This window comes from Marinobacter algicola DG893, from assembly GCF_000170835.1.
Classification (GTDB): Bacteria; Pseudomonadota; Gammaproteobacteria; order Pseudomonadales; family Oleiphilaceae; genus Marinobacter; species Marinobacter algicola.
The window spans coordinates 19,981-32,485 of record NZ_ABCP01000039.1 but is presented as its reverse complement, the minus strand read 5'-3'; the positions used below and the strand labels follow the sequence as shown (position 1 = coordinate 32,485).

Sequence of the window (12,505 nt, the reverse complement as noted above, 5' to 3'; positions counted from 1 at the left end):
TTTTTGCCGAGCGTACAGGGACGTATTCACCGCGTGTCCCGGACATGTCTTCCCTCCAGAGTGCATGCACCAATGTAAAATCAATCAAGCAGTTCAGCACGAACCGGCACAGGAAACTCCAGCAGTTGCTGGGCAAACGCCTTCCCCTGCGGATCAATCCGCAAACTGGCAACGCCCCCGCCACCAAGGCTGTGCTCCAACAGGAAATTAAAGGCCTGGAACCCCGGCAGCGCCCAACGGGTCACCCGACCATGCTCCGGATGCAGCGTATGGGCCATCCATTCCGCCACCGCCAGTTCAGTCAACGCTGCCTCAATAAACGGCACAAACTCCGCCTTGCGGGCAATCACCCCGATATTGGTGTGATCCCCCTTGTCACCACTACGCGCCCAGGCGAGTTGAATCAAAGGCACCGTGGTATCCGTGGCCGGAGAGGCCGTAGTGGCAGACTGTTCAACCAGCTGGCCCGGCTCGAACCCGCCGTCAGCAGCCACATTCACCACCTGCTGGCTGCCATCAACATCCACGGCAACGGACACCTCCGTTTTCGGAACCAGGCACGAATACAACCGAATCTTCGGCCACACCGTCGGCCGTCCACCCACAATGCCCGTAATTCCCGGTGCCATCCCCGTCGCCGCCTGGGCGATTTCCCGCGAAAACAGCACCAGCGCTTCCTTCTTGAGATGGGCCGTGCTGATCTTCACCACCACCTCCCGACACTCTCCCATGCGTCCCTGAGCGCCGTACGTGGCCTCGGTGCCCAGCAGTTCAATGCTGGTTTCCGTGTAATCCGGAAGCCCACGCTCGCTGAACATGCGAGAGGTTTTTGCCAGGATCGCCTCGGCGACTTTCTGCGCCTTGGTCTTCGCATCCATGCCGGCCAACAGGAAGGTTACCGTGCACTTGAAACCGTCCGGCCAGGTGCCGGACGCCTTATAGCTGTCCGTGGGGGAAAGCCCTTTGGCACCAGAAACCCGAACCTCGTCCGTTGTCACTTCCTCAAGGGAGACCCCGGTAAAATCACAGGTCACATCCGGCAGCAGGTAAGCCCTCGGGTCACCGATTTCGTAGACCAACTGTTCAGCCACCGTGCCCCGGGACACTTTGCCCCCGGTACCTTGCGGCTTGGTTATGATGAAATCCCCGGTGGCGGAGACTTCTGCAATCGGAAAGCCCATATCGGCATAGCCCTCGGCTACGTCTTCCCAGTCGGTAAAGTTACCGCCCGTGGATTGCGCACCGCATTCCAGTAGATGCCCGGCCAGGCTGCCCTGGGCAAGTCTGTCGTAATCGCTCCAACTCCAGCCAAATTCATGCACCAGAGGCGCCAGCACCAAGGCGCTGTCGGCAACCCTGCCGGTAATAACAATGTCTGCGCCCTGTTCCAGCGCTGCGACTAATCCCGGAGCGCCCAGGTAGGCGTTCAGGCTGACAAGCATGGGTGGCATCGGCTGCCCGGTGGTCATCTCGGTGATGCCCGCGCTGGCTAATTGTTTCTTTTGTGGCATAAGATCATCGCCCAGCACCAGGGCGATCTTCATATCCACGCCAGCCTTTTCGCATAGAGCCTGAAGGGCATCGCGGCAGGCGACGGGGTTGACGCCACCGGCGTTCGCCAATACCCGGATGCCCTTCTGTTTGATCTCACTCAGCAAGGGGCCCATCACCGTTTGCACGAAGTCGCGGGCGTAACCCTGGCTCGGGTCCTTCATCTTCTGTCCCGCCATGATGGACATGGTGATTTCCGCCAGGTAGTCCGCTACCAGGTAATCAATATTGCCCTTGCGGACCAACTGGGCGGCGGCGGTTTCGGTGTCGCCCCAGAAGGCGGCAGAACAGCCAATACGGACGGTTTGTGGGCTTGGGGTGTCGGAATCTGGCATGTATTCACCTTGTTAGCAGAAGCCGAAAAGTGCGTTCAGGAGGGCCGTCGGTGCCCCACTGTCTGCGGAGATTATCAGCGATGCAATTGACAATACCAAGCAAGCGCTTGGTTTGTAAACAGGCAAATTCGGGATAGAATATGTGCTCTTTATGTTCCCTGGCTGGAAAACACTGTGAATCAAGACTCTATCCTGCGCTCACTGGTTGCCGACAACCTGGTTTCCGACCCCGCCGGAGCCCGTGGCCGGCTTCTCCATGAGGCTGCAAAACTGTTCCGTGACAAGGGTTATGAGCGGACCACCGTCAGGGATCTCGCCGCCGCTGTTGGCATTCAGTCCGGTAGCCTGTTCCACCACTTCCGCACCAAGGAAGAGATCCTGAAGGCCGTCATGGTGGAGACCATTCGTCTCAACACGGCCCTGATGCAGGCTGCGGTGGATGCAGCCAGCACTCACCGTGAGAAGTTACAGGCGCTGATTCGCGCCGAGCTGGAGTCCATCAACGGGCAGACCGGGGAGGCCATGGCGGTGCTGGTGTTCGAGTGGCGCAGTCTTTCCGAAGAATCCCAGGTTTATGTGCTTGAGCTCCGGGATATCTATGAGCAGTTGTGGTTGGATGTGCTGGAGACCTTGCGTCAGGACGGCGTGCTGGCGGCAGACCCTTTTGTGGTTCGCCGAATGCTCACGGGCGCCCTGAGTTGGACAGTGACCTGGTACCGGCCTGACGGTGGCCTGACCCTGGATGATTTGACTGCGCAGGTAGTCGCAATGATGGGTTTAACGTCGCTCTGAACCAGATAACCTGGCGTTAAGTGCCAGTGGTGGTACGAATGTCTCAATTGTAATTTTTTTCTGAACTCTTTGTTTTAAAACAAGAATAAAATTCTTTTTCACCCGTCTATGTAGGCCATTGGCCTGATCGGCATGACCAAATCGGCAATCCAGCCATTTTTGTCTGACAAGATTCAACGCATTCTTGCCCTCGTCAAAGATGAACGGGGCAGTGATGGTGATCACCCCCGACCTATAAAAACAATGTATACAGGACGAACTATGAACTCCTCACTGGTGAATTCCTTTGGGCATGCCCTCAACGTTCGCAGCCGTTACCTGCTTCTTCTTGTGGTGACGTTTCTGGCCGGTTGCTCGGCCAATCCCATCTACACCACAACGGGTGTGGTGCTCTCCAATTACTCAGAGGGAGAAGCAACCCCCTATGTCATGCAGATGTCCGATCCGCAGATGGCCTGTGCATTGGGCGAGGGCGTTGATCCGCTGCTGTATTCCTTCTCACGGGTAACGGACGCACCTGAAAGCACCGGTTCCCTGTTGATGCTGCTGGCCGCAAACTGCTCTGAATACAAGGCCTGGGAAGCGGAGCTGGAATATCTGCGCGCTGACTTCGCTGGCGACGTCCCCGCCGCAAAAGACGCGCGGGAGCAGGCAAAACGGCTGAATGCCCGAACTGCCAAACGTCGCTATGTCGCCTATCAGCGCGCCATGGCGGCCTATGATTTTGACCCTGCTGCAAAGGAATTCGAGTGTCCGTTCCTGTTCGATGACCAGGAGGAACTGACCTTCCTGCTGGGTCTGCTGACCGGCATGCAGGCCATCGTGAACGACGCCAATTCCGGCGCCATGGCAGGAGTTCCCCGTAACATTGCGCCACGGGCGGAGCGTGCCGCTGAATGCCTGGATAACGAAAAGTGGGGCGGTTTGCCGAATGCCATCCGCGCCATGGTATGGCTGTTGTTGCCGGACACTCGGCCCAGCTTGTCACCGGACCCGTGGGTAGTGCTTGAAGATAGCTCCCGGCTGGGTGTTGAGTCGGGTATTCGAGCATCGATGGCACTGGAGGCGGTGGCTGCCGAGACCTTTGGTCGCCCAGAAGTGCTCAAAGATGTCATTGCACGATTTGCCGAGGCGGATGGCACGATCAATGTCTGGGACGAATATCGTCTGGTGGACGAAATTGCCCGAGATGTTATCCAGTTTTCCTCAGACAAGCACTGGACAGCCAATTATGGCTACCGCACGCCTCGCACCTACTTTGGCAGGCTGAGCCCGGAACGGCTGGAAGAGCCTGAGACCATGGATCTGGACGACCTGCTGTAAGCAGGCGTCCGACTCGTTGTAACAACCTACAAACACAAGAAAGACCCGGAGGTCATTCATGATCCGTAAATCCCTTGCTGCCCTGTCTTTTGCCGCTGTTGCCCCGATGGCAGCCGCACAGTCCGTGACCATGTGCGTATTCGATGTGATCGGCGCCAACGGTGACATGTACAACATGGTTAAAGATTATGCGCTGGAGATGAAAGCGCACGGTGTTGATTTCGAACTACGTCCTTACACCGACGAAGGTGTCGCTGTGGGCGACTTCAACTCCGGACAATGCGACGCCGTCGCCGCCACGGATCTTCGAACGCGTCCGTTCAACCGGTTTACCGGCAGCATCAGCGCCGTTGGCGCGATCCCGACCTATGACGACCTGAAAACAACCCTCGCCACGCTTGCGCAGGCCAAGGCAGCGCCGTTGATGAAGCAGGGCGATTATGAGGTCCTCGGTATTGTGCCTGCGGGGGCAGGTTATCTCTTCGTCAATGATCGGAGTATTGATACTGCGGGAGAGCTAGCGGGCAAGCGTATGGCAACGCTGGACTACCAGAAGGACGCCATCCATATGGTCAACCACGTAAAAGCGACCGTTGTGCCTTCTGATATCACCAACTTCGCGGGTAAGTTTAACAATGGTTCTGTGGATACAGCCTATGCACCGGCATTTGCCTATGAAGCGCTGGAACTCTACAAGGGCTTGGGACAGGACGGCGGTATTGTTGATTACCCGCTGGCGCAGCTGACGATCCAGATCATTGCCCGTGATGCCGTACTGGACGATGACACGGCCCAGAAATCGCGTGAGGTTGCCTGGGGTATGTACGGTCAGGCCATGGACCTGATCCAGCGCCAGGAGTCTGCCATTCCGGACGAGAAGTGGATTCGAATTCCGGACGGCGACATCGAGGGTTACCAGGAGATGTTCCGGGAAAATCGTCTGCAGCTTCGGGATGGCACTGATGGCGCCAATAAGGTCTATCACCCGAAAATGATGAGTCTGCTCAGCAAAATCCGTTGCTCCAGCAATCCCGGGGCCTCCGAGTGCACAGCGTCTGACCGCGAATAGTAAAGGCTGACCCTCCATGAACTGGCGAGCATTATCAGCGGCAGGCCCGAAAACGCTGTACCCCGTGCATCGGTTGCACGGGGTTATTCTCCTGCTGCTCCTTATCTTTACGCTTCTTCTGGGTATGGGCAACTCACTCCACTCGCGCATGCTGTGGGTGGGGGAGCAGACCTGGCCGAATTACTATCTGCTGGACCCGAATGCCACGGAACCGACCTGCACGCTGTCCATGGATGTGGACGCCGAGGTCAGAAAACGCGTCGAGGCCTACGAGCCAGATCCGGACGACCTGTTCAGCTCGCCGCCGGATCCAGATGCCATCCGCAAGTCCCTGGAAAAAAATCTGGCACTTTGCCAGCAGAAACATCGCCTCTACGAAGAAAACCAGAAGCACGCCACCGAGGCGCTGGCTGTTTACAAGGCGGTTGAGCAGGGCTTTGCGGATTTCCTGCTGGATAACATCGAGCTCACCAAGTTCCTGTTTATCGCCATGTTTGCCATGGCTGCGGCGATTTCGGCCTTTGATGCCGATCACATAGCCCTGCGATTGCCGCGCAATCGATCAGAGTGGCGGTTAAGCCAGGGCATGCAGTTCGTGGTTAACGGCCTGATGGTGTATTCCCTGTTTTCCTATGTGGGCAGGTTGGCCTCTTCGCCGGGTTCAGAAGGCACTGCATTGCTGCAATACGCCTGGGCGGCCGTCTTCGGTTTGTTCATGGTGATCAACCTGACGCGGTTTATGTCGGTGCCGGCTCGAATGAGGCCGGGGTCCTTGGCGGCGTCCTCCGGCCTGGTGCTACCGCTGTACTGCGCAATGGGCCTGATCGCGATGAGTTATTTCTTCTTCGTGGATGGATACTCGTCTGGCCTGGCCATCTATTTCGGTATGATGACGAACCTGTCTTCGATGTTTATCAACATCGGGCTCTACGTGCTGGTGGGCATGGCGTTGAAGCAGACTCGCATTCCGGACCTGCTGCTGAACGTCATCAAGCCTTATCATCTGCCCGCGCCCATGCTGGCCTCGGTGATGATTTTCGCGACGGCTTTTCCAACTGCCTTCACTGGCGCCTCGGGGATTTTCATTCTGGCCGTGGGTGGTGTCGTCTACGATGAAATGCGCAAGAGCGGGGCAGGGCGACAGCTATCGCTGGCTACCACGGCCATGTCCGGCAGTTTGGGGGTGGTTCTCAATCCCTGTTTGCTGATCGTGGTTGTAGCGGCGCTGAACAAGGAAGTGACCACCTCCGAAATGTACGGTTGGGGTTTCTGGGTGTTTATTATGTCGGCCACCCTGTTCTCCGTGGTTGTCTGCAAAACCCAGGGCAACTGGAAGCCTCGACCGGCTCCGGGGGCCTTTCGCAAATCACTGGCACAGCTTCGGCCCCTGGCGCCTTATGCTGCGGTTACCGCGTTGGTTATCCTGGCGATCTGGATCATTCTCGGTTTGGGATTCAACGAGTACAGCGCTCCGATGATCCTGCCGCTGGTGATGCTGGCGCTTGTCTATCTCGACTCCGGCAAAGACCCCAGCGAACAGGGCCAATCCCGGCTTCGTGCTTTTTGTACGCGCACAACGGCGGCCGCCAGTGACTCTGCCGTACACATCGGCGCACTGCTGGCGCTGATCGGCTTTTCCATCTGCCTGGGCGGCATTCTGGAACGTTCCGATGTGGTGCACGCTTTGTTCCCCGAGAATCTGACCAGTCCCTGGATCGCCATGTTGGTGATCGTCGTGATGCTCACCGTTATCGGCATGGTGATGGACCCATTCGGCGCGGTTATCCTGGTGTCAGCCACGATTGCTCAGCCGGCCATCCAGTTGGGCATCGACCCACTGCACTTCTGGATCGTGTGTCTGGTGGCGTTTGAGTTAGGGTATCTGAGCCCGCCGGTGGCACTGAACCACCTGCTGACACGACAGGTGGTGGGTGAAACCGAGGTGTTGGCAGCTGAGCGCACGGGTTCTTTCTGGCATCGCTATGAGAGACTGTTGTTGCCGCTGGTGGTGATGGGGCCGACATTGCTGACGGCGGCTTTCGTGCCACTGCTGTTTTACGCATTGTAACGAAAAGGTTTGAGCACTATGAAACCGTCTATGGCTCTGTTCACAGGCGGTTTTTTGTGTCTGCTGCAAATGGGTAACGGATACCGTGGTGAACCAGTCGGTGCCTTGGCACGTTTATATTATGTGCTTGTGACTTGGACGGAACGGCTGTTTATGGCTTCGGGTGAAAAGATGACGAAAAGCTTGATGGGAATGTGTGGTGCTCTGCTGGTGACTGCCGTGATCGTCGGTTGCGGTGGAAGTAGCAGTAGTGGCGCGGACGCTGGCTGCCTGGGGGAAAACGGAGGGTCAGCGATCGGTTCTGTTGGGGCTGAGTCTGTCGGGGTCAGTGGCGTTATCGAGATTGAAAGTCAAACTCACGTTGATTCCGACACGGCAGATGATCTCCGGCTCAGTCAGGCAACTAGCAATAACTGTGATGACGAAGCCCAGTCGCTTCCGGTAACCGGTGTTTCCGGTGGGTATCTCAGCCCAGTTTCGGGAGGCTACCCTGTTCGACAGGGCGAGGACTTCCAGTTCACCTTTGAAGCGGACAACCAGGATTACTACACCGCAGACCTTCAACCTGGTGATCGGGTGTCCCTGCAGGTTTTCAGCGACCCGCGAGTGGCGGCCCCTCAGCCCCGTATGCAGATCTTTAACCAGAACGACCGGTTGGTTTTTGACAGCGCCGATGGCTCTGGATCCGTGCCGTACCTGTATGTTATCGAATCGGACGCCGGTGACCATGTGATACGAGTCAGTGCGGCTTCCGGCGGGCCATTCCGCTATGTGGTAATCGCCGCTGATGGTAACGCCAGCAGCATGATGAACACTGCCTATGGCGAGGCAGACTTCGTTCCGGGGGAAGCGGTGATGTCGTTTGAATCCGGTTACCCATCCGGTGCCACTTCGAGCGCCATGGCAAGTTCGCTGTCGGTAGACTCAGCCAGGGAACTGCGGCCAGGCGTGTGGCATTTGCGTCGCTCAGGCGTTCAGGCAATGGCCGCGACCGACAGTGGCCAGGCCAGGGCGGAAACCATCCGCTGGGTGCGTGACCTGCAGAGCCAGCCAGACATTGCCTCCGCGTCTCCCAATTATCTCTACAAGGCCCTGACGACTACGCCAGACAGTAATCCACTGTATGATCGCCAGTGGCATTATCCGCTAATCGGCCTGCCGGTCGCCTGGCAGGCCGCTGCCCGGGCAGGCGAGGGAGTGGGTGTTGCCGTGCTGGATACCGGACTGTTCAGCTCCGCCCCCGATACTCTGGACAATTGGCATCCAGACCTGCTGGCAAATGTGCTGATTTTTGGTAATTCGGTGAACATGGACTTCGTCACTGGAGAAGCCGACCTGGATAATCAGCAGGGTCGGGACCAGAACCCCGCCGATCCCGGCGATGGCCAGCCCCGCAGCAGCAACTTTCACGGCACTCATGTCGCCGGAATCGTCGCCGCAGTGGACAACAACCAGGGCGTGGTAGGCGTGGCCAACCAGGCGAACTTGGTTCCGGTCCGAGTGTTGGGTGAGGCGGGCACCGGATCGCTCGGTGACCTGATCGCTGCTATTGAGTGGGCATCCACCCAGCCGGACATCGATGTTATCAATCTTAGTCTTGGCGGGGTGGGAGATAGTCAGGCGCTGGAGGATGCAATCAACGATGCCCACAATGCCGGGAAATTAGTGGTGGCAGCGGCCGGCAACCAGGGCACAGATGAACTAACTTTTCCCGCCGCCTTCATGAATGTGGTGGGGGTGGGTGCCGTGGACGGTGGCGGTGTGCGGGCATCCTATTCCAACATCGGCCCCTCTGTGGATCTGGTGGCCCCGGGCGGTGATGCCAGTCGGGACGCCAATCTCGACAACAGCGCAGACGTGGTGGTGAGCGCCTGGGGTTCTGATGATAACGGTGCGTTCGAGCCCGGTTACGCCGGGTTGCAGGGTACCTCCATGGCGGCTCCCCATGTGTCCGGAGTCTACGCTCTGATGAAGGCAGAGAACCAGACTCTGACGTCGAGTGACTTCAAGAGGTTCCTCATTGCCGGAGACCTGACGGAAGGTGTGGAGAGCAGTGAGCAATTTGAATATGGTGCGGGTCTGATTAACGCAGTCAAATCCATGGACGCGGCGCTCAGTGGGAACATTCCCGTTGTAATGGCGGGGTCGCCATCAGTGTTGACCTTCGATCAGAGCAATACCGAAGCGCAACTGACTTTGAACACTTACCCGTCAACCGCCAATATTACGATAACGTCCATCAATACCGGCGTGGATTGGCTTGAGACAGGTCCGGAACTGAAGACGGGAGAGGCTCCTCCGGCCACGGTTACCGTCGGTATAAATACGGCGTTGCTCGATCAGAACAATAGCTTCGCCACCGACTTACAAATCGAATATGACGGGGACGGTACGCATCGGACCTTGACCGTGCCTGTAAACGTCCGTCTTATTGATCCTAATGACCCCCGTAACGCCGGCCGGCATTATGTGCTGCTCATCTCCGCGAACGGGAATGGGGCGACTGCCTACCAGACCGTGGTGTCTGCCAGCGGCGGCCAATACAACTTCTCATTTGCCAACGTGGAACCGGGGGATTATTTCCTTGTTGCTGGAACCGACGTGGATAACAATGGCTCCATTTGTGAAAACGGAGAAGCTTGCGCAGAATATCCTGTAAACGGGTTGCCGCAGGCAATAAGCGTCACTGATACACCTCTTGAGTCGCTAAGGTTCAGTACCAGTTTCCGTCGGCCCACCATCTCTCAGATGGGCTTTCCAAGGGTTGGATTTGAAGGCTATCGCCTGAAGTCCGATGATGGGACAGAACAGGGCGACATACCGAATCGCCGCATTGAGAGCGAACGTTGATTATGCGTTTTATGCACATGACAGCCTTGATCCTTATCGTAGCTTCGGTTGCAGGCTGCGCCGTTAACCGCTCGGCAACCGCCGAAGGCGCACCGTTAGCGCGTCAGGTCACAGAGTCTGACCATTGTGGGTTGGCGGCGCCAGGGCTGGTCTACGTGTCCAATGCCGAGGAACTGAGCCAACTTTCTAAGTTGCCTTCCGGCAAGCTGGCCCTGAAACAGCTCAGGGAGATTGACTTCGAGCGGGAGCACTTGTTGCTCGTGGGGCTGGGGCAAAAAAACACTGGCGGCTACGGCCTGACACTGCAGTCGTCCGAGATCGTCGACGACGTTCTGGAATTGATCGTCAAAGTGAGGCGGCCTGCGGCAGACGCCATGGTGACCCAGGCGTTGACCACGCCCTGTGCGGTTATCGCCATCAGCCCCGAAGAATGGGAGCAGTTGCAAGTGTCCGGCGAGGGCCTCGGGCGTTTCTCGCGACAGCGTTAAACGCGCCGGGGTGGTGCTGGTCCACACCGGCACAAAACAACCGTTGATCTTTCCCCGCGAATCCCTAAGCTATGGGCCAGTTTTATAACAAACCCGTGGAGTCGCTTCCTTCCCATGAGCCAGAAACAGTACAACGCCGATGCCATTGAAGTTCTGAGTGGTCTGGACCCCGTCCGTAAACGCCCAGGCATGTACACCGATACCAGTCGGCCCAACCATCTGGCCCAGGAAGTCATTGATAACAGTGTTGACGAAGCCCTGGCGGGTCACGCCCGCCGGATCGATGTCATCCTGCACAGCGATGGTTCTCTGAGTGTGGAAGATGACGGACGCGGCATGCCCGTAGACATGCACAAGGAGCATGGTGTCCCCGGTGTTGAGCTGATTCTGACCCGCCTGCACGCCGGTGGTAAGTTCTCCCAAGGCAACTACAACTTTTCCGGTGGCTTGCACGGGGTAGGTGTTTCGGTGGTTAATGCCCTGTCGACTCACCTTGAGGTCTCCATCAAGCGTGACGGGCAATTGCACCAGATGACCTTCGCCAACGGCCACAAGGAGACCGACCTTACGGTTGTCGATTCTGTGGGCAAGCGAAACACCGGTACCCGCTTGAAATTCACACCAGACCCAAGCTATTTCGACAGTCCAAAATTTTCCGTCAGCCGTTTACGTCACAACCTGCGTGCCAAGGCCGTTCTCTGTCCCGGCCTGAACGTGACCTTTCTGCAGGAGCACACCGGCGATAAAGATGAATGGTGCTACGAGGGCGGTTTGCGGGATTACCTGCGCACCGAGCTTGCCGACATCGAAGCCGTACCGCTTGAACCGTTCACGGGCAGTTTTTCCGGCAACAAGGAAGCGGTGGACTGGGCATTCCAATGGCTGCCGGAAGGCGGCGAGGCGGTCATGGAGAGCTACGTTAACCTGATCCCGACCGCCCAGGGCGGCACCCACGTGAACGGCTTGCGTACCGGTCTGCTGGAGGCAATGAGAGAATTCTGTGAATTCCGCAACCTCTTGCCCCGTGGCGTCAAGCTGTCCCCTGAAGACATCTGGGAACGCTGCGCCTACGTGTTGTCCTTCAAAATGCAGGAACCCCAGTTTTCAGGCCAGACCAAGGAACGATTGTCCTCCCGCGAAGCCGCCGCATTTATTTCCGGTGTGGTGAAGGATGCGTTCAGCTTGTGGCTGAATCAACACACGGACATCGCCGAAGCGCTTGCGGAACTCTTCATCAGCAACGCCCAGCGCCGTCTCCGGGCCAGTAAGAAGGTGGCCCGTAAGAAGGTCACATCCGGCCCGGCTCTGCCTGGAAAGCTGGCGGATTGTTCCGGTAGCGACACCAACCGCTCGGAACTCTTTCTGGTAGAGGGTGACTCCGCTGGCGGTTCCGCCAAACAGGCCCGTGACCGCGAGTTCCAGGCGGTGATGCCCTTGCGGGGCAAGATCCTCAATACCTGGGAGGTGGACTCCAGTGAAATCCTGGCTTCCCAGGAGGTTCATGATATCGCGGTTGCTATTGGGGTGGACCCGGGCTCCGACAAACTGGAAGGCCTGCGTTACAACAAGATCTGCATCCTGGCTGACGCTGACTCTGATGGTCTGCACATCGCCACCCTGTTATGCGCGCTGTTCGTGAAACATTTCCGGCCGGTGGTCGCCGCGGGCCACGTGTTCGTTGCTATGCCCCCGCTGTATCGTGTCGATTTGGGTAAGGAAACCTTCTATGCCCTCGACGAGCATGAGAAGCAGGGCATTATTGATCGGTTGGCGGCCGAGAACCGTCGCGGCAAGATTTCCGTCACCCGTTTCAAGGGCCTTGGCGAGATGAATCCGCTCCAGCTGCGCGAGACGACCATGGCGCCGGATACCCGCCGGCTGGTGATGCTGACCATTGAAGACGGCGATGATACCGATAGCCGCATGGACATGCTGCTGGGTAAAAAGCGAGCGTCGGACCGCCGTACCTGGCTGGAGACCTACGGAAATATGGCGGATATCGAAGTCTGACATGCTTCATATTTCTTCT

8 protein-coding genes are annotated in these 12,505 nt (G+C 57.6%); 7 read left to right on the top strand and 1 reads right to left on the bottom strand.

What is annotated here, in order from left to right; translation table 11 throughout:
* Nucleotides 1-80: 80 nt before the first annotated feature.
* On the bottom strand, nt 81-1,886 hold the full coding sequence (locus tag MDG893_RS16980; RefSeq protein ID WP_007155055.1) for an acyclic terpene utilization AtuA family protein: 1,806 nt from the start codon (nt 1,884-1,886) through the stop codon (nt 81-83).
* 174 nt (nt 1,887-2,060) lie between these two features.
* Between MDG893_RS16980 and MDG893_RS16975 the strand changes: the two genes are divergently transcribed.
* The 7 genes from MDG893_RS16975 to parE all read left to right on the top strand — a co-directional run bounded on the left by MDG893_RS16975 (nt 2,061) and on the right by parE (nt 12,486).
* The gene (locus MDG893_RS16975) at nt 2,061-2,678 is read left to right on the top strand and encodes a TetR/AcrR family transcriptional regulator (protein ID WP_007155054.1); all 618 of its coding nucleotides are present in this window, start codon (nt 2,061-2,063) and stop codon (nt 2,676-2,678) included.
* A gap of 261 nt (nt 2,679-2,939) precedes the next feature.
* On the top strand, nt 2,940-4,001 hold the full coding sequence (locus tag MDG893_RS16970; RefSeq protein WP_007155053.1) for a hypothetical protein: 1,062 nt from the start codon (nt 2,940-2,942) through the stop codon (nt 3,999-4,001).
* A 58-nt stretch (nt 4,002-4,059) separates the two neighbouring features.
* Nucleotides 4,060-5,070 (top strand): putative solute-binding protein, encoded by a 1,011-nt coding sequence (locus MDG893_RS16965; protein WP_007155052.1) that lies wholly within the window; start codon nt 4,060-4,062, stop codon nt 5,068-5,070.
* Between the two features lie 16 nt (nt 5,071-5,086).
* Complete coding sequence (locus tag MDG893_RS16960) at nt 5,087-7,138, top strand: TRAP transporter large permease subunit (RefSeq protein ID WP_007155051.1); 2,052 nt, start codon at nt 5,087-5,089, stop codon at nt 7,136-7,138.
* 171 nt (nt 7,139-7,309) lie between these two features.
* Nucleotides 7,310-9,988, top strand: coding sequence for a S8 family serine peptidase (locus MDG893_RS16955; protein ID WP_157132866.1), 2,679 nt, complete (start codon nt 7,310-7,312; stop codon nt 9,986-9,988).
* Between the two features lie 17 nt (nt 9,989-10,005).
* On the top strand, nt 10,006-10,476 hold the full coding sequence (locus tag MDG893_RS16950; protein ID WP_157132865.1) for a protease complex subunit PrcB family protein: 471 nt from the start codon (nt 10,006-10,008) through the stop codon (nt 10,474-10,476).
* 114 nt (nt 10,477-10,590) lie between these two features.
* Nucleotides 10,591-12,486 (top strand): DNA topoisomerase IV subunit B, encoded by a 1,896-nt coding sequence (parE, locus tag MDG893_RS16945; protein WP_007155048.1) that lies wholly within the window; start codon nt 10,591-10,593, stop codon nt 12,484-12,486.
* Nucleotides 12,487-12,505: the final 19 nt, after the last annotated feature.